The following is a 20133-nucleotide window of genomic DNA, read 5'->3' on the forward strand; positions in this document are numbered from 1 at the left end:
TTTACCCTCTTTAAAACTAGCAGCCAGCGAAGTGACCAGCGAGTGACGCGAGATTTTAAACAGACAAACACTTCAGTAAAATTCGTTTTTACAAGCGCTATACTTCGATTTTTACGAAGTGTTGCTGACCTAATGCTTAATTACCGCCAACTGCATTATTTTTGGGTCGTTGCCAAAACCGGCAGTATCGTTCGTGCTTGCGAGCAATTGAACCTCACCCCGCAGACCATCAGCGGGCAAATCAGCCTGCTAGAAGAAACCTATGGTTTGCCGTTGTTCCGCCGGGTCGGCCGACAATTGGAATTGACTGAAACCGGGCGCCAGGTCCTGCCTTATGCCGAACAGATCTTTCAGGTCGGCAGCGACCTGGAAAGCATGCTGCGCATGGCGCCCAAGGAGCAGCAGGTTTTATTCCGGGTGGGTGTTGCCGATGTGGTTCCCAAGTCGATTGTCTACCGTTTGATCGCGCCTACGATGGAGCTGGACAAGCCGATGCGTATCACCTGCCGAGAAGACAAGCTAGATCGGCTACTGGCAGATCTGGCTATTCAGCGCCTTGATTTGGTGATTTCCGACAGCCCGATGCCACCTCACCTCGACATTAAAGGTCTGAGCCAAAAACTGGGCGAATGCGGCATCAGTTTTTTTGCCACCTCGGCCTTGGCCCGGGAATATGCAGAGAATTTCCCGCAGTGCCTGCACAATGCACCACTGCTGATCCCGGGCCCTGAAACGGTGATTCGCAGTCGCTTGCTGCGCTGGTTGGCAGAACTGAAAATCCAGCCGCGTATTGTCGGCGAATTCGATGACAGCGCCTTAATGCAGGCCTTTGGTCAATCAGGTATCGGGGTATTTATTGCCCCCAGCGTGATCGCCCAAGAAGTCATGCGCCAATTCGACGTTGAACTGATCGGCCAGACCGAGGCCGTCACCGAGTCGTTTTACGCCATCACCGTGGAGCGCAAGAGCCGTCACCCCGGCATCATTGCGATCACCGAGGGAGCCCGACGCGAGTTGTTTAGCGACGCAAGCGACTAGGCGCTGGCCACACGCGGCTTCATCGTCATCAACAACAGCGCCAACATGATTGATACCAGAATAAAACCGGCACCGGCAAAACCGAGGCTGCCCAAGCCATAGCTGTCAATCACATGCCCACCGAACAAGGCCCCTAGGCCAATGCCCAGGTTGCCCCCCGAAATATTCAGTGACGCCGCAAACGCCGGAGCCTGAGGCGCGGCCTTCATCAATCGCACGTGGCTGACCAAAAACAATGCAGCCTGAGTGATGCCCCACACGGCCATTGTTGCCGCCAGCCCCAGCGTGGAATGAATGCTTGGCACCAAGGCCACCATCCCGCCAATCATAAAGGCGCAAAACACCATCGAGGCAATCAGCGGATGACGGTCCACCATGCGTCCGCCCAACGAGTTGCCAATCAAGCCGACAGCGCCAAAGCCCATCAGGCACCAGCCCACCAACGTGCCGTCAAAACCCGCAAGGCGCTCAAGGATGTCAGCCAAATAGGTGTAGGCGGTAAACATGCCGCTGAACACCAACACGGACAGCGCGATGTGACCAATCATCAGCGGGCTGTGCAGCAGGACGAACTGTGAACGCAGCGTGATGCCGTCTTTGACGCCCTTGACCGCAGGCAAATACACCCACAGCAACAGAGCCTTAGCCAACGCAACCGCAGCCAGAATCGCGAAGGCGCTACGCCAACCCCATGCATTAGAGATCAACGTACCGACAGGGATACCAAATACCGTGGCACAGACGATGCCGAAACCGATTTTCGCAATCGCACGCCCCGCATATTCCGGCCCTACGATGCCCACCGCTGTTTCACTGGCCAACGCCCAGAACACTGGCAAGCCCAGCGCCGGCAGCAAGCGCGCAAAGGCCATCACCCAAATGTTCGGTGCCAAAGCGGCCACGGTATTGGCGAAGGCAAACATCAACAAAATGCTAATAAACAGACGTTTACGCTCAAAACGCGCGAAATAAGCCGTTAAGAACGGCCCCAGCGCTGCCACGGTGAACGCAAACAAAGTGACCAGCAAGCCTGCCTGGGACACGCTGACCTCAAGATCGCGGGCAATCGCAGGTAGCAGGCCGACAATAATGAACTCAGTCGTCAGCACGGTAAAACCGGCCGCCGACAGGAGCAGGATGGGCAACAGCATGAATAACTCCAAAACAACGGCATCAGCGAAAGCCCAAAAGGCCCGCTGACTTGAAGAAAAGTAGGGATGCACAATAGTAACAGAATGATTCAACTCGAGAGCAGGTGACCAAAACGCACGCCGCATCCAGGTGTGGCAGATTGCCCGGCGTAGGAAAGCACCTACTTGTCTATGGTAAAGTCCGCCCCCCGCTCAGGCCTTAGTCAGACAGTCGTGTTAGCACCCATGACTTAAATCGCCCCTTCCACTCGGCTTGACTCATTACGTTTAAGCGCTCTTTTGGCTTAACCAAGGTCTTGAATGCGCTACCCACAACAACTAGAGACATTTTAATGACTGACGCTCCGCCTACTCTGATGCAGAAGCTCAAACGCACCAGCCTAGTGACTCAGATTGTCATTGGCCTGATCGCCGGCATTTTACTGGCCTGGCTTTTCCCTGCTGCGGCACTTTCAGTGGCCTTTATCGGCAAGGTGTTCGTCAGCGCTTTGAAAGCCGTCGCGCCGATTCTGGTGTTTGTTTTGGTCATGGCTTCCATTGCCAACCACAAACACGGGCAAGAAACTCACATTCGTCCGATCTTGGTGCTGTACTTGCTCGGCACCTTTGCCGCCGCTGTGGTGGCGGTAATCGCCAGCATGCTGTTTCCGTCCAGCCTGGTATTGGCCACTGAAAATATCACTGTGTCCGCGCCCGGCGGCATTACCGAAGTTCTGCAAAGCCTGCTGTTAAGCGTGGTCGACAACCCGGTCAGCGCGTTGATGAACGCTAACTTTATTGGCATTTTGGCTTGGGCCATCGGCATCGGCATTGCCATTCGCCATGCAGGAGACACCACCCGCACCGTAATCAGCGACTTATCGAACGGCGTCACCTTGATTGTGCGCGTGGTCATTCGCCTCGCACCGCTGGGCATCTTCGGCCTGGTTGCATCGACGCTGGCGACTTCGGGATTCGGCGCGCTGCTGGGCTACCTGCACCTGCTCACGGTGCTGATTGGCTGCATGTTGTTCGTAGCGCTGGTGGTCAACCCGCTGATCGTGTTCTGGAAGCTGCGTCGCAACCCTTATCCGCTGGTGCTCTTGTGCTTGCGTGAAAGCGGAATTACCGCGTTTTTCACCCGCAGCTCGGCGGCCAACATTCCGGTAAACATGGCATTGAGCGAGCGTTTGGGCTTGCATGAAGACACCTATTCAGTGTCGATCCCGCTGGGCGCAACCATCAACATGGCGGGCGCTGCAATCACTATCACCGTCTTGAGCCTGGCAGCTGTTCACACACTGGGCATTCACGTTGACCTGCCAACCGCTATTTTGCTCAGCGTGGTGGCTGCCGTGTGCGCCTGTGGCGCATCGGGTGTAGCGGGCGGTTCGCTATTATTGATCCCGCTGGCGTGCAGCCTGTTTGGAATCCCAAGCGAGATTGCGATGCAAGTTGTGGCGGTGGGTTTCATCATCGGCATCCTACAGGACTCAGCCGAAACCGCGCTCAACTCCTCCACCGATGTGCTATTCACTGCTGCGGTCTGCTTGGCCCAGGAAGAGCAAACCACCCAACAAGGCTAAGCCTTGGCAGTTTCAGGAGCGCCCGGGCGGGCAGCTCCTGAAGCTGACGTCTGCCGCGCTATATCGCGCAGGCAATCAACTCAATCAGAACGCACCCATGTAATCGCGCTTGCCGATTTCAACGCCGTTGTGGCGCAGAATGGCGTAAGCGGTGGTCACGTGGAAGAAGAACTGCGGCAGACCGTAGGTCAGCAGGTAAGCCTGGCCAGTGAAGCGTTTTTCTTTCGGGGTGCCCTCACGGGTGATGATTTCGATGCCTTCCTTGCCATCGATTTGCTCAGGTTTGATCGCGTCTAGGTGTGCCAGAACCTTGCTGATCAGTGCCTGCAAATCAGCAAATGTGACTTCGCTGTCTTCATATTTAGGCACTTCGATTTCAGCCAGACGGCTCGAAACACCCTTGGCGAAATCAACGGCGATTTGCACCTGACGCACCAACGAGAACATATCCGGCGCCAAACGCGCCTGCAGGAATACGCTTGGTTCAATGTTCTTGGCAGTCGCGTGGGCTTCGGCTTTGCTCAGGACACCGCTCAGGGCATTGAGCATTTGCTTGAAGACAGGAACGGAAGCAGCGTACAGAGAGATAGTCATGAAAGTCTCGACAGTCTGTGGGCAGGAAGTTAGTGCGCGCAGATTATAGGCATACAGCGCACATGAAGCGGCTTGTCTTTTAACAACAGATGAACCTAGGCTAGCCACCTTAACAACGCACAAGGAAAGCGTGATGAGCACTGAACACGATACCGGGCCTCAGCTCAACAGCACCGAGATCCGCATCCTCGGTTCCTTGATCGAGAAGCAAGCCACCCATCCTGAAACCTATCCGCTGACACTTAATGCACTGGTGCTGGCCTGCAATCAGAAAACCAGCCGCGAGCCGGTTATGAACCTCACCCAGGGTCAGGTCGGCCAAAGCCTGCGCGCCCTCGAAGGGCGTGGCTTTACCCGATTGGTCATGGGCAGTCGCGCTGATCGCTGGGAACACAAGGTCGACAAGGCTCTGGAGTTAGTGCCTGCACAGGTAGTGCTGTTGGGGTTGTTGTTTCTACGCGGCCCGCAAACCTTGAGCGAACTACTGACCCGCAGCAGCCGCATGCATGGTTTTGAAGACACGGAGCAAGTCCAGCATCAGCTCGAACGTCTGATTGCCCGCAATTTGGCGTTGTTAATACCGCGTCAGTCCGGCCAGCGTGAGGATCGCTACACCCACGCCCTGGGCGACCCAGCAGATATCGACGCGATCATGGCGGCCCGCCAGAACCCAAGCGAACGCAGCAGTGCGCCTGGGGTATCGCTAGAACGCTTTGAAGCGCTGGAGGCGCGTATCGCAGCCCTCGAAGCTCGCCTGGCGGAACTCGAATAAGATACTGAACAGGGCGAGCTCCCTCGCCCTGCCCCCTTACTCAACTGCGCGCAAACGCCACAGCAGCCTGGAACTGCTCAAGGGTCGGGCGGACACCGGTGTACAACACAAATTGCTCAAGCGCCTGAATCGCAATGACCTCAAGGCCCGTAATCACGCGCTTGCCTTGTGCTCTACCACGAATAATCAGCGGGGTCTCGACTGGAATCGCCACCACATCGAAGAGAATCTCGGCGTGATCTATCGCCGCTTCTGAAAACGCCAGATCATCCGCCTCCGCCCCACCCGCCATGCCCACCGGCGTTACGTTGATCAGCATCTGCGGCCTGTGCTGCCCCAGTTCTGCTTGCCATTGATAGCCACAGCTTTGAGCCAGTGCCGAGCCCGTCGTCTCATTGCGCGCCACGATCAGACCGTTGCGATAACCGCCATCACGTAAGGCCGATGCAACTGCCTTGGCCATGCCGCCGCTGCCGAGTACGGCAAACGTAGTGTCCGGGGCAACCTTGTGATCGCGCAGCAATTGCGCGATGGCGATGTAATCAGTGTTGTAAGCCTTAAGGTGGCCGTCAGTGTTGACGATGGTGTTCATCGACGCGATAGCCTGCGCCGATGCGTCCAGTTCATCGACCAGCGCAATGCAGGCTTCTTTAAACGGCATCGACACCCCGCATCCGCGAATCCCCAGAGCCCGAATACCGGTCACGGCACCTGCAAGGTCCTTGCTAGCGAAGGCTTTGTAATAAAAATTCAGACCCAACTGTTCGTAGAGATGATTATGAAAACGCAGTCCGAAATTTCCGGGTCTGCCTGACAGCGAGATACACAGGCGGGTGTCTTTATTCGGATTCATTTGCATACTCATCTCCTTGCAATGTGCTTTCGGATAAACGGATCAAGCCGCCACCGTAATTTGTTGGATCATCGCTCGACACGCCACGCTGAAACGTGTCAGCCCGCAGCAGACCTTACACAATATTTACCGACACACTTTGCAATTTTTTCGAAAAAGGCGGTCTTAGTGTTATCCCCGCTATTTATGTGGCCTGGCGCAGGCCAAGACGTGGGGCTGAAATCAGAGGATTCTCATGATGCTTACCTTCCCCAAAGTTGCTTTGCTTATCGGCGCACTGGCAGTCGCTGGACAGGCATCGGCCCATGGTGGCGGTTGGGGTGCTGGCCCGGCGATATTAGGCGCAGTGGTCGGTGCTACAGTTGTTGGTTCTATAGTCGCCAGCCAACAGCACCCGGCTTACGTTCAGCAACCCGTTTATGTGCAGCCTCAACCGGTATATGTACAAGCACCGCCTGTGTACTACCAGCCGCAGCCAGTGTACGTACAAACGCAAACCGTTTATGAACCTGCCTATTACGGGCGGCCACACCCGGTGTACTACGGTCCACCACGCGGTTATTACGGCCCGCCGCGTTGGTAATCACTGCTCCTCGGCACCGGCAGGCTTGTAAAGCTGCCGGCAGGTCTAATTATTAAAGGTTGCGAATGTCACGGCCAATACACAGTATTGACTCAAACTACGGCATCACCCATGCACGAATATTTGGCGATCTGACCGTCACCATTGGCACGTTATAAAAATAAGGACGCCCTGTATGCCGACACAAAACCCCCACCACACTGCAGGACTGTGCACGTCGAGCAAGGTTTACAACACGCTGACCGAACTCAAACAGCTCGAAGGTCATCGCACGGCAAAGCTCGTTTCACTCTTGGCCCAGCACCTTGTCAACGAAGGCTTGTTGAGCGACCAGGAAGTGATGCACATGCTCGATCAAGTCGTCGATTGAGCAGTGCGCAAATAACCTCATCAGCATCAATGGCAACTATCAAGCGTAATGATTTTTTGCGCTGCGGCTCAGGCCGTAAGGTAGCCACATTGTTTGCAGGAGGCTCCTATGCCCAAGGTCCATATCATGTCTGTTATCGGCAGCGCAGTTCCCGCCCCGCTTCGCGCAGACGGCCTGTTGGCGTGCTGGTACGTGGTCAGCGACGGCGTTCCCGTTAGCGGCCCTTTTACTTCTCGCGCCGCAGCCCAGCTCAAAGCCACCAACGAAATAGATAAAACACCGCCACACTTAACACAACACTGAGCAAGACATTGCGGGTCCAGAGCATCAACCCTATCGCACACAGCCCTGCTAGCAGGTAGGGGTTGGCCAAGCTCAAATCGAGCGTGTGATCTTTGATAAAAATGATCGGCCCGCAAATCGCAGTCAACATGCCCGGCACCGCGAATCCCAGAAACTCCCGAACCCCGCGATTCAGGCGAAGCGGCAAGCGCGGCTCTAGAAACAGGTAACGGTTGAAAAATAGAATCAGCGTCATCCCGCCAATGATCAGCCATATCATCATGCGAAGTATGCTCCTGCTCGTTTGCAAAGATACCCGGCCGCCATGCCTGCCAGCCCGGCCAGCACAATCGCCGACTCCCACTGCCAATAACTGAACAGCACCACGCTCAACAGCGAAACAGCCACGCAGATAACCGTTGGCTTATCGCGCACAATCGGCGTGATCAGTGCAATAAACGTCGCCGCAATCGAAAATTCCAGCCCCAGTTGATCCAGCCCCGGAATGCTCTTACCGACAATCACGCCCAAGCAAGTAAACAGGTTCCAGCCCACATACATGCACAGGCCGACGCCCAGCGCGTACCACCGGTTGAACGTTTGTTGGTCATAGGGGCTTACCAGCGCAAAGAACTCATCCGTCAGTAAGAAACCAAGTCCTAAGCGCCACTTAGGCTCCATAGGCGATACCAGCGGCCGCAAATGCATTGCATAAAGCAAATGCTGCGAGGTGAGCAGTAAGGTCGTCAGCAAAATAGACAGCGCACTGGCGCCGCCCTTGATCATGCCAATGGCTACTAACTGGGCCGCACCGGCAAACACAAACAGCGACAGGCCCTGGCTTTGCATTGGAGTCAGCTGAGCATCAATCGCGGTCGACCCGGCCAGTAGCCCCCAAGGCGCGCACGCCAGCGTCAGTGGCAGGCAAGCAATCGCGCCACGTATAAAAGCGACGCGAGGAAGCAAAGTAGGCATCAAAAAACATCCTGGCAGTAAACAGTGACAAAGAGTCGCAACTTGACCAGGGAATGTCTTGAACGATCTTGCTCTTCACCCAGTCGTAACCATTAGCCGCCTCTGTTGAGCGACTCGTCGGGTTTGACGGACCACAGAACGTGGTCTTTAGTCAGCCCCACAATTCATTCGTTTTAGCCCATTCACAGCCAACACGAGGAACGACCATGAAAGATCTGAAATCCGCCAAGGAAAGCAGAAAGGCCGATCTGCGGACACCTTCGGCGCTGAGCGAAGAAGCTTGCATCAACATTGCTGCAGAAGTGAATGCACTGCTGGCAGACACCTTTGCCATCTACATCAAAACCAAGAATTTTCACTGGCACATGTCCGGCCCGCACTTTCGTGACTTCCACCTGCTGCTGGACGAGCAATCCGATCAGATTTTTGCCACCACCGACGCCATTGCCGAACGCGTGCGCAAGCTGGGGCGCACCACAATTCGTTCGATAGGCCACATCAAGAAACTGCAACGCCTGCTGGACAACGATGCTGACTTCGTGACCCCAGAAGACATGCTGGCAGAATTGCGAGAAGACAACATCCAATTGGCTGCCTACATGCGAACCACCCACGACATGTGCTCTGAACTGGGCGACGTAGCGACCACCAGCCTACTGGAAAACTGGATTGACGAAGCTGAACGTCGCGTCTGGTTCCTGTTTGAGTCCTCGCGCAGCAAGTAAATCGAGCACGCTGTAGCCCCTGCAACAGGCGGCGATGGGACGCGCAGCATCTCTAAAGCCGACAGTCCTTAGATCGTCATCGCAGTCTGCAGCAGTGGTCACAGAATGATGAATTTTGTTTCACCGTCATTACAGACTGCGACTTGTATATTAGCCCTGCTCTTTCAATGAACCCTTTGCCCGCACTCTCCCCCGCGGGCTTTTTTTCGCCCATCAAACGCCTTGCTTAAATACCAGAGCTTTCAAACCGCACTCAGCATCAGCGTCCGGGAACTCCGGCGGGTTATCCAGTCGCTGCTCAAAACGCAGGCTCGGGGCATCGAGGGTCACGCCATCAATCAGAAAATCCGCCCCCAGCGACGGATCATTCATGCACGCGAGTACCGTGCCGTTCTCACTGAGCAGCTCGGGCAAGCGGCGTACCACACGCTGGTAATCCTTGGTCAGCAAAAAGCTGCCCTTCTGGAAGGAAGGCGGATCGATGATAACCATGTCGTAAGGCCCCATGCTCTTAACCTTGCCCCACGACTTGAACAACTCATGCCCGAGAAAGCTCACTTTGCTCATGTCATGCCCGTTCAGCCGGTGGTTATCCCGGCCACGGCTCAACGCCGCCCGTGACATATCGAGGTTGACCACGTGCTGCGCACCGCCTTCAATGGCGGCAACCGAAAAGCCGCAGGTGTAGGCAAACAAATTCAAGATCCGCTTGCCCTCGGCATTGGCTCGCACCCAGTCACGGCCGTAGCGCATGTCGAGAAACAGGCCGTTGTTCTGTTTGCGGCCTAAGTCGACTTGATAGCGCAACCCGCCCTCGGTGAGGGTCCACTCATCAATCACCTCACCGACCAGCCACTCGGTATCACTTTGCAACGTATAGCGATGTTGCAACACCAGGGTGTGTGCTCCACTGGCTTGCCACACCGGCGACTGCGCGAGATTGAGCAGCAACTGCTTCAGCGCTTCAAGCTGCGAGGGCTCTGGCTCTTTGAACAACGAAACCAGGACCACGCCCTGTAGCCAGTCCACCGTCAACTGCTCCAGGCCCGGCCAACAGCGCCCTCGCCCATGGAAAATACGCCGGGTTTCACTGGGCGCAGTCTCCAAGGCCGTTAATAAGTGCAGATTCAGGGTGGTTAACGCTTCAGGGTTCATCGGGCTGGCCGGTAATTTCAAGGACCGGCATTTTACACAATTGCAGAGACCCACCTAACAGCACACAGCAGCGGCCTGACGGTTTCAAATGACCCAAGCGCAAAGCCCATCTGCAAGGCTTAATGGCATTGCGCAATGTGTTTGAGAGGCCAAAATGCCGATAGATATAAAGCTGAGGGGACTTGCTGCACTATTGACCAGAGTCATAGACCGTTCAGGCCACCTCCATTCAACTGCTATCAAACCCTTGAGATAGACACCTCACGGGCGCTTTACGTCGCACTGAAACAGCAAGATTTGTTCAGCCAGCAAACAGCATTGCGCTGCTAGGCTGGTGCGTTGCATGCTTCATTGGCAGGGGAACCTGCAGCGCTCAAGCCCAAAAGGACAAAAAAACCGCTCATCACCTATAGCGCGAAATATCTCAGCTAAACCCATGCTAAATCAGGCATTTTTGACGTTATTAATCCATACTCAAAAAATGTAACGTTATATGTATGCGAACGGTTACAGCCAGGCATTCCCTAACCTCCATTGAGTCAATCTGCGTGAAAATTCATCTTTCGATTTTGAGCCTATTTTTAGTTCTCACAGGCACAGCCGCTCCCTCAATCGCCGCAGCGACTGAAAGCACTTCGTCCCCACGGGACAGCTCCAAATTGCACATTGCTTCGGGCAGTGCACTGTTGATCGACCTGCAAACCAATAAAGTCATTTACGCCAGCAACCCGGACGTGATCGTACCTATCGCTTCAGTTTCCAAGCTGATGACCGCGATGGTAGTACTGGACGCCAAGCAATCGATGGACGAGTACATCTCGGTCAATATCAGCGACACCCCGGAAATGAAGGGTGTGTTTTCACGTGTAAAACTCGGCAGCGAGCTGTCGCGTCACGAAATGATGCTGATCACCCTCATGTCATCGGAAAACCGCGCTGCGGCCAGCCTGGCGCACCACTATCCAGGCGGCTATGTAAAGTTTATTGCAGCAATGAATGCCAAGGCCAAGAGCTTGGGCATGATGAATACGCATTATGTTGAGCCGACCGGGCTGTCGCCTCGCAACGTCTCTACCGCACGCGACTTGAGCAAACTGCTGGCCGCCACCCGCCACTACCCGATGCTCAGCCAGTTGAGCACCACCAAAGAAAAATCCGTCACATTCCGTAAACCCAACTACACACTGGGCTTCCATAACACCGACCACTTGGTCAACAAAGACAAATGGAACATCAAAATTACCAAAACCGGCTTCACCAATCAGGCCGGCCACTGCTTGGTACTGGTGACCGAAATGGGCAATCGCCCTGTATCGCTGGTCATTCTGGATGCGTTCGGCAAATACACCCACTTTGCAGATGCAGGACGGATCCGCAACTGGGTTGAAACCGGCAAGACCGGCAGCGTGCCTGACGTAGCCCTGCGCTACAAAGCGGACAAAAACCTGCAACATCGCCAGGGCAATGTGGCTCAAGCCGCAAAGTAATCCTTGAGACTCAGGCCCGTCATGCCGGGCCTGGCTTAACGTATCTCAAGTGTTTATTTATGCCTGCGCATGGCCCAGTCAGCAGCGCGACGCTGGCCTGCAATCGGGATGTGCTTTATTGGCTGCTATTTGGGCTTGAGCGCGCCAATACTCGTTAATAACAGGCGAAAAAAAAGCAGGCACTTGCTCCGGGGAGAGAGTCGGAAGCAAATGCCTGCGTGCTGCTCTTTAACGCTTGGGTGCAGGCTTTGGCGTTTTTTTGATGGTTTCGACGGTGGTTTCTTTCGGACGACGCTTAGCCTCATCCAACGGAATAAAAAGACCTGTTTCTGAATCACGTGCGCGTTTGTTTTTCATCTTACGTTCCAGTGAAAGACCCTCCAATGAGGTCAGTCCCTGCAGACTAGTCGACGTTAGACTTCCTCTCGCGCCATAGAAACACGTGCTTGCAGATCTATTTAATTACCCCTCTCCCTCTAACAAGAACCCCGCCTAAAAGACGGGGTTCTTGACTCGCACAGACTTACATCAGTTTTGCAGAGCAGTCTGTGGATCCCCATTGATCGGGATACGCTTGGCTTTGGCCTCTTCTGGCACCACCCGCTGCAGGTCGATGCTCAGCAAGCCATTGCTCAAGTTCGCGCCTTTGATCTCGATGTGATCATCGAGACGGAACGACAGTTTAAATGCCCGCTGCGCGATGCCTTGATGCAAGTAAGTCACGCCTGATGCACTTTTCTCAGTGCCGCTCTCGGTGTTGTCACCGAAGGTTTCACGTTTGCTACCACTGACGCTCAAAACGCCTTTTTCCACTTGCAGGTCTAGATCTTCCTGAGTGAAACCTGCCGCCGCGATCACGATGCGATAGCTGTCTTCACCGTACTTCTCGACGTTGTAAGGCGGATAGCTGCTGCCTGGCTCATTGCGCAGCGCGGTCTCAAACAAATCACTAAAACGGTCAAAGCCGACAGAATTACGGAACAGTGGCGCCATCGAAAATGCGTTGCTCATAATTAAGCCTCCTGATTTCAGCGAGATTTTTTCTCCGCGACCCGGTTTCGGCATCGCTTAACCCCTAAATAGGGACCGGCAACACCATTTCAAGGGTTTATTTTGAATTTTTTTCAGACGCTTCAGGCAGCGTCCACAGGTGGGTCATTGACCATATGCCGGACCTTCTCGCAGTCGGTCTCACGGCGCATGGCATTAAACAGCACCACCGCTTCAGGATAGTTGCGGGTCAGCATGGCCAGCCATTGCTTGAGCCGCCCTGGCGCTGAGCGGGGCGTCAGTTGCGCTTCGGCTTGGGCCCAGAAATCGCGAATCATCGGCTGCAAATCTGCCCAGGTCATCTCGACCACTTCTTCGCCCGCACGCGCGGCAGCAATTTGCCGGGCCAGGTCGGGACGCGAAACCAATCCGCGACCGAGCATGATGTCTTCTGCACCGCTAATTTCGCGGCAACGACGCCAATCTTCAACCGACCAGATATCGCCATTGGCGAACACCGGCACCTTGACCACATCTTGTACCTGAGCGATGTACTCCCAGTGCGCAGGCGGCTTGTAGCCGTCCATCTTAGTCCTCGCATGCACCACGATCTGACTCGCGCCGCCCTCTGCCAGTGCAATCGCGCACTCATTGGCGCTGTCAGGCGTATCAAAACCCAAGCGCATTTTGGCAGTGACCGGAATATGCGCAGGTACCGTGCGCCGAACCTGCAGCAAGATCGCGTGCAGCAGCTCGGGTTCTTTAAGCAGCACCGCACCGCCACGGGATTTATTCACCGTCTTGGCCGGACAACCAAAGTTGAGGTCAATGACCCCAGAACCCAACTCACAGGCCAACGCCGCGTTATCGGCCAGACAGGCCGGATCGGAGCCCAGCAATTGCACGCGCAACGGCACGCCGGAGCGGGTTTGCGCGCCATGCTTGAGTTCTGGGGCGAATTTGTGGAAGTACGCTTCTGGCAATACTCGCTCGGTGACCCGAATAAATTCGGTCACGCACCAATCAATACCGCCGGTGCGGGTCAGGACATCACGCAGGATGTTGTCGACCAACCCTTCCATCGGCGCCAAAGCAATTTGCATGGGTGACTCTCATAAAAAACGTGCCGCAGTTTACGGGGTTCTGCGGCCAATCGGTATCTTGATCAAGCCGTCACGACCGCCGGGCCGTAGCCTTCAATGAACTCGGGGGGCAGACGCTTGGGCTTGCCTGTCGACAATTCAATGCAGACGAACGTGGTTTGCGCACGCAGCAAGGTGGTGCCGTCAGCAGGCCGGACCAATTGAAAGTGCCGCGTCATGCGTAGGCGCTTATCGCAATCGACAATCCAGGTTGCCAATTGCAACTCATCATCTTCATAGGCGCTGGCCAGGTAATCGATCTCATGTCGTGCAACGGCCATTGCCCGATCGAGTCTTCGGTACTCGGTCAAATCCAGCCCAAGACGCTGGGAGTGGCGCCAAGCGCAACGCTCCAGCCACACCACATAGGCGGCGTTATTGGCATGACCAAAGCCGTCAATGTCTTCGGCCTGCACGTGCAGATCAATGATGAACGGCGTTGCCAGATCCCAACTCATGCGTGTCTTCCTGCACAAAAATGAAGCACGCAGTGTAACGCACCCCATCCGCACAAAGGCAGGGCCGGATGGAAGCGAGGGGGAAAGGGGATGGATTTGGCAAACGCCAGACAAACAAAAGGGCCATTCAATAATTGAATGACCCTTAAAAATCCCGCAAAGCGGGTAATCGTGGCGTCCCCTAGGGGACTCGAACCCCTGTTACCGCCGTGAAAGGGCGGTGTCCTAGGCCACTAGACGAAGGGGACACAAACCCTTCTAACAGTGATCAGCGCTTAGCGATGATCGATCCAATACCAGTGTGGCCCGGCATTGAACTGTAAATTGGTGGAGCTAAACGGGATCGAACCGTTGACCTCTTGCATGCCATGCAAGCGCTCTCCCAGCTGAGCTATAGCCCCGATTTATCGCCTGGCGGCGGAGCAACACCGAAATGCTGCTTCTGTAAAACTGGCGTCCCCTAGGGGACTCGAACCCCTGTTACCGCCGTGAAAGGGCGGTGTCCTAGGCCACTAGACGAAGGGGACACAAACCTTCTAACTGATCAGCGCTGAGTGCTGATCGATTCAATGCCGGTGTGGCCAAGCATTGAACTGTAAATTTGGTGGAGCTAAACGGGATCGAACCGTTGACCTCTTGCATGCCATGCAAGCGCTCTCCCAGCTGAGCTATAGCCCCAAACAGTCAGTGTTGCGTGTTGCTGTGTGGACGGGGCGCATATTAAGACTGCATCGGTAAGCTGTCAAACTTATTTTCAAAGTTTATTAAAAAAATCTGTCGAGAGAACAACCACTTACCCTCAAAACCCCGAAAACACGGCCTTTGGCAGGCCGACTCACCCGTAGCATCTGCCGCAGGCTGCGTCCGATTGCGCAGCGATCGTAAATTCAGCACTCGCGGTCTTTGAGTAAAACCGCGCCATCAGCATTTACGACGGCTACGCCGCCGAACGCAGCCTTCGGCAGCTGCTACGGGTGTTTCAACGCGTATTAGCTGATTGCGTTAAACAGCTTTTCCCACTCTTTGTTCTCTTTCTTCGACACGCCGCCCAGCAGATCCAGCGCCTGACGCAGACGGAAACGGGTCAAGTCCGGCCCCAGAATCTCCATCGCATCCAGCACCGATACCGAGCTGGCCTGGCCTGTGATCGACGCAAACATCAGCGGCATGGCATCACGCAGTTTCAGCTCAAGCGACTCAACCACGGCCTGAATGCAGGCGGTAATCGGGTCTTTTTCCCATTGGCGCAGGCTTTCGAGCTTCCACAGAATCAGTTGCATCAACTGACGCACTTGCTCGTTGGACAGCTTCTTGTGCTCAAACAACTTGGCATCCAGTTGCAGGCCACCCGCGAAGAAAAACCCGGCCAGTGGCGCGATCTGGCTGAACGTTTCAACCCGGCCCTGCACCAGCGGCGCGATCTTCATCATGTACTCAGGGTTCAACGCCCAGTGCTGAACGCGGCTGGCGAACTCTTCCAGCGGTAGATCACGCAACCATTGGCCATTAAGCCACGACAGCTTCTCGATATCGAAGATCGGCCCGCCCAGCGACACGCGAGACAAGTCAAAGTTATCGACCATTTCTTGCAGCGAGAACTTCTCGCGCTCGTCCGGCATCGACCAGCCCATGCGGCCCAGGTAGTTGAGCATGGCTTCAGGCATAAAGCCCATGCGCTCGTAGAACGTCACTGAGGTCGGGTTCTTGCGCTTGGACAGCTTGCTCTTGTCCGGGTTACGCAACAGCGGCATGTAGCACAGCTGCGGCTGCTCCCAGCCAAAGTATTCGTACAGCAGGATCAGTTTTGGCGCCGATGGCAGCCACTCTTCGCCACGCAATACGTGGGTGATGCCCATTAAGTGGTCATCGACCACGTTGGCCAGAAAGTACGTCGGCAGACCATCGGTCTTCATCAGCACTTGCATGTCCATGCGGTCCCACGGGATCTCAACGTCACCGCGCAACAGGTCAGGCACAACGCACACGCCTTCGGTCGGCACCTTCATGCGGATGACGTGCGGTTCGCCAGCGGCCAGACGGCGGGCCACTTCTTCTTTGGACAGCAACAAGGCACGGCCGTCATAACGCGGCGTTTCGCCTTTGGCCATTTGCTCGGCGCGCATCTGGTCCAACTCTTCGCTGGTGCAGAAGCACGGGAAGGCGTGACCCATATCGACCAGTTGCTGGGTGTACTGCTTATAAATGTCGCTACGTTCGCTTTGGCGATAAGGACCGTGCGGGCCGCCGACGTCCGGGCCTTCGCTCCAGGTGATCCCCAACCAGCGCAGGGCATCGTAAATCTGCTGCTCAGACTCACGAGTCGAGCGCAGTTGGTCGGTGTCTTCGATCCGCAGGATGAACTCGCCGCCATGCTGCTTGGCAAAGCAGTAGTTGAACAAAGCGATGTAGGCAGTGCCTACGTGAGGGTCGCCGGTAGGCGATGGCGCGATGCGTGTGCGAACGGTGGTCATGGGCGGTCTCGAAGTAGAGATAAAAACAAAGGGCGAATGTTAACAGGCCGACCCGGCTTGGCTCCAGCGCAGTAGGCCGCCAAAGACAGATGACCCGACGCATAGATGAAAAAACCTTAAATAGAGCGGTTGTATCGAATTGATACAGGGAAACCCTCAAGGCATAGATGCTAATCTCGGCCCATTCCCGGTTTTCCCTGTCAGGAGTCACGCAATGACCCACGTAGTGCTGGTGCTGGTTGAGACCGTTGATGATTATTTGCACTTGCTGGAGCACCAGGGTTACCAGTTGATCCTTGCACCCACCCCCGCCAGCCGCGCCGACGCTATCGCCCAACACGCTGACCGCATCGACGTGGTCCTGACCCGAGGCCCGCTAGGCTTGCGCGCGGATGAAATAGCCGCCCTGCCCTTGCTCAAAATCATCTGCGTGATCGGCGCCGGTTATGAGGCCGTGGATCTGCAAGCCGCCAGCAATCGCGGCATTACCGTCACCAACGGCGCAGGCGCCAACGCCTCCTCCGTGGCCGACCATGCCATGGCCTTGCTGTTTTCAGCCGTTCGCGGCATTCCCCAGGCCGACGCCAGCATCCGCCGCAACGAATGGGTCAAAGTGCGTCAACCCTCGCTGACCGGCAAGCGCCTGGGCATCATCGGCTTGGGTGCCATTGGCCAGGCCATCGCCAAACGCGCCGCGCTCGGCTTTGAGATGCACATCAGCTACCACACCCGCCAGCCACGCGAAGACTCACCCTACACCTACTGCGCCAACGTGCTCGAACTGGCCAGCGCGGTCGATTTTCTGATCATCGCCGCCCCCGGTGGCAACTCCACCCACCATTTAGTCAACGCGAGCGTGCTCGATGCGCTAGGCCGTGACGGCTATTTGGTCAATATCGCGCGCGGCAGCGTGGTCGACACCGACGCCCTGATCGCCGCCCTTACCACTGGCCGAATCGCCGGGGCCGGGCTGGATGTCTTTGAAACTGAGCCACAGGTACCCGACGCCCTCAAAACTCTCGGCAATGTGGTCATGACCCCGCACGTCGCCGGGCAATCGCCTGAAGCGGTCGAAGGCACCGTGCAGCTAGTCGTCAAAAACCTGCTGGCGTTTTTTGCCGACCAGCCCGTACTGACGCCCGTGGCGCTGCCTGAGCCCGTCTGATTCTTAAACCTGCGGAGCCCACGCTTGAAATTCAGCCTGCCAAAAATTGCCACTGCACCCTTCTGCCCACCAGAAGTCAGTGGCAGCGTCCCCGTCAACGCAAGTGCACCCTTCTGGAAGCGCGTACTGCGTTTTGCCGGCCCTGGCCTGCTGATCAGCATCGGCTACATGGACCCCGGCAACTGGGCCACTGCCATCGAAGCGGGTTCACGTTACGGCTACAACCTGCTGTTCGTGGTGCTGCTCGCCAGCTTGGCCGGGATGGCCGTGCAATGCCTGTGTTCACGGCTGGGCATCGCCACCGGCCGAGACCTCGCGCAGTTGTGCCGCGAGCGCTACAGCAAACGTTCGGCGCGGGTGCAATGGTTGCTGGCGGAAATCTCGATCATCGCCACCGACCTTGCCGAAGTACTCGGCTGTGCACTGGCCTTCCACCTGCTGCTGGGCTGCTCGATGACCTTCGGCATCGCCCTCACCGCCTTCGACACCCTGCTAATCCTGGCCCTGCAAGGCAAAGGCTTCCGTCGCCTCGAAGCCATCATGCTGGCACTGGTCATGACCATCGCCGCGTGCTTCTTTGTCGAACTGGTCTTGATCAAACCGTACTGGCCGGCCGTGTTCGAAGGCTTCAAGCCTTCACTCGCAGCCATCAGTGACGCGGCGCCGCTGTACATCGCAATCGGCATCGTTGGCGCCACCGTCATGCCGCACAACCTGTACCTGCACACCTCCATCGTGCAAACCCGCCTGACCGGCACCGACTACGCCAGCAAACTCGACGCCGTGCGCCTGTCGCGCATCGACACCATCGGCTCGCTGGCACTGGCCTTACTGGTCAACGCGGCCATCCTGATCCTCGCTGCGGCCGCCTTCCACCAGACCGGCCACGCCGACGTGGTCGAAATACAAGACGCCTACCGCATGCTCGACCCACTGGTCGGCGGCGCAATGGCCAGCGTCCTGTTCGGCGTAGCACTACTGGCCTCAGGGCAAAGCTCGACCTTCACCGGCACCATTGCCGGGCAAGTGATCATGGAAGGCTACTTAGACCTGCGAATCCCTTGCTGGCAGCGCCGCCTGATCACCCGAGGGCTGGCCTTAATCCCAGCGTTTCTCGGCGTGTGGCTGATGGGCGACGGCGCGGTAGGCAAACTGCTGATCCTCAGCCAAGTGGTGCTTAGCCTGCAACTGCCCTTTGCGCTGTACCCACTGATCCGCATGACCAGCGACAAAAAGCTCATGGGCCCATTCGCCAACCGCCTGCCAACACGGCTGCTGGCGTGGTTTCTGTTTGCGGTAATCAGCGCGGCGAATGTGTGGTTGATTGCGCAGATTGGGTTTGGGGATTAGCCGATAACGCCGTGTAGCCGCAGCTTCCGGCAGCGGCTACACAATTCAATTCAGTTGAGCATTCAACCACCCCGCCACCCGCGCATGGATTACCGGCACTTCCTCCAGCAAGCCGCTCATGCGCATAAAGTCGTGGGTCATGCCCGGTTCTTCCAGCAATAACACGTCGTTGCCTGCGATTTTAAGCTGCTCGGCATAGGCCAGCCCTTCGTCATACAACGGGTCGTACCCCGCCAAGTACACCAGCGCCGGGGCTAAACCACTGAGGTCGGCCGCCAGTAATGGCGAAATCCGCCAGTCACGCAAATCCTCCTCGCCACTGGCGTAATGCCCATAGAAACAGTCCATGGTCGCGGTTTCGAGCAAGTAGCCTTCGGCATAGCGCACATGGGAGTCACGTTTGCAGCTGCCATCGGTCACTGGGTACAGCAGCACTTGCGCACGCGGGACGATGGTGACTGCTTGCGGCTCACGCGCCGCCAGAATCGATAACACGGTACTCAAGGTTCCGCCTGCGCTGTCTCCGGCAAACGCCACACGTGAGGCATCCAGCCCATGTTTGATGCCGTCTTGCAGTAGCCAGTTCACGGCATCGCAGGCGTCATGCACCGCTGTCGGAAACACCCATTCGGGGGCCAGCCGATAATCCACCGCCAGCAGCGCAAAATCTCCGAGCGCGGCTAATCGTCGACACAACGCGTCGTGACTGTCGAGGCTGCCAATCACATAGCCGCCGCCATGAAAATACACCACCACCGGCACAGGACTGACTTCAAGTTCAGGTCGACGATACAGCCGTGCCCGCAGGCTAAAGCCATCGCGCGCCTGGATGCGCAGGTCGTAGCTGTCAACCTGCGGCACCGGCACATCAAACACGCTGGCGCTTTGTTCAAACTCACTGCGGGCCTGGGCCGGGGTCAGCGCATGCATCGGCAGATTCTTGCCAGTCATGCGGCCCATGTGGGCCAAGTCCAAAAAATCTTCAAGATCCGCTATCAACGACATCG

The 20133-nt window shown here is 56.3% G+C and carries 22 protein-coding genes and 4 tRNA genes; 10 read left to right on the forward strand and 16 right to left on the reverse strand.

Annotated elements, in window-relative coordinates; genetic code table 11:
* The first annotated feature begins 132 nt into the window (after window positions 1-132).
* Window positions 133-1038: a transcriptional activator NhaR gene (gene nhaR / locus B347_RS0119380; RefSeq protein ID WP_019411355.1), complete on the forward strand. Its 906-nt coding sequence runs from the start codon at window positions 133-135 to the stop codon at window positions 1036-1038.
* Here the strand turns inward: nhaR and B347_RS0119385 are convergent.
* On the reverse strand, window positions 1035-2189 hold the full coding sequence (locus tag B347_RS0119385) for an MFS transporter (protein ID WP_019411356.1): 1155 nt from the start codon (window positions 2187-2189) through the stop codon (window positions 1035-1037). The two genes, nhaR and B347_RS0119385, sit on opposite strands and share 4 nt — an antisense overlap.
* 332 nt (window positions 2190-2521) lie before the next feature.
* Here B347_RS0119385 and sstT point away from each other — a divergent pair, with 332 nt between their 5' ends.
* Window positions 2522-3754, forward strand: coding sequence for a serine/threonine transporter SstT (sstT, locus tag B347_RS0119390; RefSeq protein ID WP_019411357.1), 1233 nt, complete (start codon window positions 2522-2524; stop codon window positions 3752-3754).
* Between the two features lie 84 nt (window positions 3755-3838).
* Here the strand turns inward: sstT and B347_RS0119395 are convergent, their stop codons facing one another.
* Window positions 3839-4348, reverse strand: a complete 510-nt coding sequence (locus B347_RS0119395; protein WP_019411358.1) for a DUF1993 domain-containing protein — start codon at window positions 4346-4348, stop codon at window positions 3839-3841.
* A gap of 133 nt (window positions 4349-4481) precedes the next feature.
* On the opposite strand from B347_RS0119395, the gene B347_RS0119400 reads away from it, so the two are divergent.
* On the forward strand, window positions 4482-5120 hold the full coding sequence (locus B347_RS0119400) for a YceH family protein (protein WP_019411359.1): 639 nt from the start codon (window positions 4482-4484) through the stop codon (window positions 5118-5120).
* A gap of 40 nt (window positions 5121-5160) precedes the next feature.
* On the opposite strand, the gene B347_RS0119405 is transcribed toward B347_RS0119400, so the two are convergent.
* Window positions 5161-5979 (reverse strand): shikimate 5-dehydrogenase, encoded by an 819-nt coding sequence (locus B347_RS0119405; RefSeq protein ID WP_019411360.1) that lies wholly within the window; start codon window positions 5977-5979, stop codon window positions 5161-5163.
* Between the two features lie 229 nt (window positions 5980-6208).
* On the opposite strand from B347_RS0119405, the gene B347_RS0119410 reads away from it, so the two are divergent.
* From B347_RS0119410 to B347_RS26990, 3 genes are all read left to right on the forward strand, one after another.
* Window positions 6209-6556, forward strand: coding sequence for a hypothetical protein (locus B347_RS0119410; RefSeq protein WP_026014298.1), 348 nt, complete (start codon window positions 6209-6211; stop codon window positions 6554-6556).
* A gap of 175 nt (window positions 6557-6731) precedes the next feature.
* A complete protein-coding gene (locus B347_RS0119415; protein WP_019411362.1) occupies window positions 6732-6926 on the forward strand; it encodes a hypothetical protein in 195 nt (64 codons plus the stop codon).
* A gap of 108 nt (window positions 6927-7034) precedes the next feature.
* Window positions 7035-7229, forward strand: a complete 195-nt coding sequence (locus B347_RS26990; RefSeq protein WP_081498320.1) for a hypothetical protein — start codon at window positions 7035-7037, stop codon at window positions 7227-7229.
* Here the strand turns inward: B347_RS26990 and B347_RS0119420 are convergent.
* Both B347_RS0119420 and B347_RS0119425 read right to left on the reverse strand, forming a co-directional pair.
* On the reverse strand, window positions 7177-7488 hold the full coding sequence (locus B347_RS0119420) for an AzlD domain-containing protein (protein ID WP_026014299.1): 312 nt from the start codon (window positions 7486-7488) through the stop codon (window positions 7177-7179). The genes B347_RS26990 and B347_RS0119420 overlap by 53 nt on opposite strands.
* Entirely contained in the window at window positions 7488-8183 is a 696-nt protein-coding gene (locus B347_RS0119425; protein ID WP_019411364.1) for an AzlC family ABC transporter permease, read from the reverse strand. The genes B347_RS0119420 and B347_RS0119425 overlap by 1 nt, the downstream gene beginning before the upstream one ends.
* A gap of 206 nt (window positions 8184-8389) precedes the next feature.
* Here B347_RS0119425 and B347_RS0119430 point away from each other — a divergent pair, with 206 nt between their 5' ends.
* The gene (locus tag B347_RS0119430; protein ID WP_019411365.1) at window positions 8390-8908 is read left to right on the forward strand and encodes a Dps family protein; all 519 of its coding nucleotides are present in this window, start codon (window positions 8390-8392) and stop codon (window positions 8906-8908) included.
* Between the two features lie 213 nt (window positions 8909-9121).
* Here B347_RS0119430 and B347_RS0119435 read toward each other — a convergent pair whose 3' ends face one another.
* Complete coding sequence (locus tag B347_RS0119435) at window positions 9122-10063, reverse strand: class I SAM-dependent methyltransferase (RefSeq protein ID WP_019411366.1); 942 nt, start codon at window positions 10061-10063, stop codon at window positions 9122-9124.
* A gap of 548 nt (window positions 10064-10611) precedes the next feature.
* Here B347_RS0119435 and pbpG point away from each other — a divergent pair.
* Window positions 10612-11550 carry a D-alanyl-D-alanine endopeptidase gene (gene pbpG, locus B347_RS0119445; RefSeq protein ID WP_019411367.1) on the forward strand — a complete coding sequence of 313 codons (939 nt, stop codon included), beginning with the start codon at window positions 10612-10614 and terminating at the stop codon, window positions 11548-11550.
* Between the two features lie 228 nt (window positions 11551-11778).
* Here the strand turns inward: pbpG and B347_RS27070 are convergent, their stop codons facing one another.
* The 9 genes from B347_RS27070 to gltX form a co-directional block, all read right to left on the reverse strand.
* The gene (locus B347_RS27070) at window positions 11779-11907 is read right to left on the reverse strand and encodes a hypothetical protein (protein WP_019411368.1); all 129 of its coding nucleotides are present in this window, start codon (window positions 11905-11907) and stop codon (window positions 11779-11781) included.
* 171 nt (window positions 11908-12078) lie between these two features.
* The gene (locus B347_RS0119455) at window positions 12079-12561 is read right to left on the reverse strand and encodes an Hsp20 family protein (protein ID WP_019411369.1); all 483 of its coding nucleotides are present in this window, start codon (window positions 12559-12561) and stop codon (window positions 12079-12081) included.
* Window positions 12562-12683: 122 nt separating this feature from the next.
* Window positions 12684-13643 (reverse strand): tRNA dihydrouridine synthase, encoded by a 960-nt coding sequence (locus B347_RS0119460; protein ID WP_019411370.1) that lies wholly within the window; start codon window positions 13641-13643, stop codon window positions 12684-12686.
* 62 nt (window positions 13644-13705) lie between these two features.
* Entirely contained in the window at window positions 13706-14140 is a 435-nt protein-coding gene (locus tag B347_RS0119465; RefSeq protein WP_019411371.1) for an acyl-CoA thioesterase, read from the reverse strand.
* Between the two features lie 172 nt (window positions 14141-14312).
* Window positions 14313-14388: transfer RNA gene (locus tag B347_RS0119470), tRNA-Glu, on the reverse strand.
* 77 nt (window positions 14389-14465) lie between these two features.
* Window positions 14466-14541 (reverse strand) — tRNA-Ala (locus B347_RS0119475).
* Between the two features lie 50 nt (window positions 14542-14591).
* Window positions 14592-14667 (reverse strand) — tRNA-Glu (locus tag B347_RS0119480).
* 75 nt (window positions 14668-14742) lie between these two features.
* Window positions 14743-14818: transfer RNA gene (locus B347_RS0119485), tRNA-Ala, on the reverse strand.
* Between the two features lie 311 nt (window positions 14819-15129).
* Window positions 15130-16611: a glutamate--tRNA ligase gene (gltX, locus tag B347_RS0119490; protein ID WP_019411372.1), complete on the reverse strand. Its 1482-nt coding sequence runs from the start codon at window positions 16609-16611 to the stop codon at window positions 15130-15132.
* A 214-nt stretch (window positions 16612-16825) separates the two neighbouring features.
* Between gltX and B347_RS0119495 the strand changes: the two genes are divergently transcribed.
* Together B347_RS0119495 and B347_RS0119500 are read left to right on the forward strand one after the other, a co-directional pair.
* Complete coding sequence (locus B347_RS0119495) at window positions 16826-17776, forward strand: 2-hydroxyacid dehydrogenase (protein ID WP_019411373.1); 951 nt, start codon at window positions 16826-16828, stop codon at window positions 17774-17776.
* Between the two features lie 24 nt (window positions 17777-17800).
* Window positions 17801-19126, forward strand: a complete 1326-nt coding sequence (locus B347_RS0119500) for an Nramp family divalent metal transporter (protein WP_019411374.1) — start codon at window positions 17801-17803, stop codon at window positions 19124-19126.
* Window positions 19127-19171: 45 nt separating this feature from the next.
* Here the strand turns inward: B347_RS0119500 and B347_RS0119505 are convergent, their stop codons facing one another.
* Window positions 19172-20131, reverse strand: coding sequence for an alpha/beta hydrolase fold domain-containing protein (locus B347_RS0119505; protein ID WP_019411375.1), 960 nt, complete (start codon window positions 20129-20131; stop codon window positions 19172-19174).
* Window positions 20132-20133: the final 2 nt, after the last annotated feature.

Source organism: Pseudomonas psychrophila HA-4 (genome assembly GCF_000282975.1).
Classification (GTDB): domain Bacteria; phylum Pseudomonadota; class Gammaproteobacteria; order Pseudomonadales; family Pseudomonadaceae; genus Aquipseudomonas; species Aquipseudomonas psychrophila_A.

Excerpts from the sequence above, each read along its gene's own strand:
- nhaR (WP_019411355.1), top strand. The coding sequence starts at position 133 with ATGCTTAATTACCGCCAACTGCATTATTTTTGGGTCGTTGCCAAAACC.
- B347_RS0119385 (WP_019411356.1), bottom strand. The coding sequence starts at position 2,189 with ATGCTGTTGCCCATCCTGCTCCTGTCGGCGGCCGGTTTTACCGTGCTG.
- sstT (WP_019411357.1), top strand. The coding sequence starts at position 2,522 with ATGACTGACGCTCCGCCTACTCTGATGCAGAAGCTCAAACGCACCAGC.
- B347_RS0119395 (WP_019411358.1), bottom strand. The coding sequence starts at position 4,348 with ATGACTATCTCTCTGTACGCTGCTTCCGTTCCTGTCTTCAAGCAAATG.
- B347_RS0119400 (WP_019411359.1), top strand. The coding sequence starts at position 4,482 with ATGAGCACTGAACACGATACCGGGCCTCAGCTCAACAGCACCGAGATC.
- B347_RS0119405 (WP_019411360.1), bottom strand. The coding sequence starts at position 5,979 with ATGCAAATGAATCCGAATAAAGACACCCGCCTGTGTATCTCGCTGTCA.
- B347_RS0119410 (WP_026014298.1), top strand. The coding sequence starts at position 6,209 with ATGATGCTTACCTTCCCCAAAGTTGCTTTGCTTATCGGCGCACTGGCA.
- B347_RS0119415 (WP_019411362.1), top strand. The coding sequence starts at position 6,732 with ATGCCGACACAAAACCCCCACCACACTGCAGGACTGTGCACGTCGAGC.
- B347_RS26990 (WP_081498320.1), top strand. The coding sequence starts at position 7,035 with ATGCCCAAGGTCCATATCATGTCTGTTATCGGCAGCGCAGTTCCCGCC.
- B347_RS0119420 (WP_026014299.1), bottom strand. The coding sequence starts at position 7,488 with ATGATATGGCTGATCATTGGCGGGATGACGCTGATTCTATTTTTCAAC.
- B347_RS0119425 (WP_019411364.1), bottom strand. The coding sequence starts at position 8,183 with ATGCCTACTTTGCTTCCTCGCGTCGCTTTTATACGTGGCGCGATTGCT.
- B347_RS0119430 (WP_019411365.1), top strand. The coding sequence starts at position 8,390 with ATGAAAGATCTGAAATCCGCCAAGGAAAGCAGAAAGGCCGATCTGCGG.
- B347_RS0119435 (WP_019411366.1), bottom strand. The coding sequence starts at position 10,063 with ATGAACCCTGAAGCGTTAACCACCCTGAATCTGCACTTATTAACGGCC.
- B347_RS27070 (WP_019411368.1), bottom strand. The coding sequence starts at position 11,907 with ATGAAAAACAAACGCGCACGTGATTCAGAAACAGGTCTTTTTATTCCG.
- B347_RS0119455 (WP_019411369.1), bottom strand. The coding sequence starts at position 12,561 with ATGAGCAACGCATTTTCGATGGCGCCACTGTTCCGTAATTCTGTCGGC.
- B347_RS0119460 (WP_019411370.1), bottom strand. The coding sequence starts at position 13,643 with ATGCAAATTGCTTTGGCGCCGATGGAAGGGTTGGTCGACAACATCCTG.
- B347_RS0119465 (WP_019411371.1), bottom strand. The coding sequence starts at position 14,140 with ATGAGTTGGGATCTGGCAACGCCGTTCATCATTGATCTGCACGTGCAG.
- gltX (WP_019411372.1), bottom strand. The coding sequence starts at position 16,611 with ATGACCACCGTTCGCACACGCATCGCGCCATCGCCTACCGGCGACCCT.
- B347_RS0119495 (WP_019411373.1), top strand. The coding sequence starts at position 16,826 with ATGACCCACGTAGTGCTGGTGCTGGTTGAGACCGTTGATGATTATTTG.
- B347_RS0119505 (WP_019411375.1), bottom strand. The coding sequence starts at position 20,131 with ATGTCGTTGATAGCGGATCTTGAAGATTTTTTGGACTTGGCCCACATG.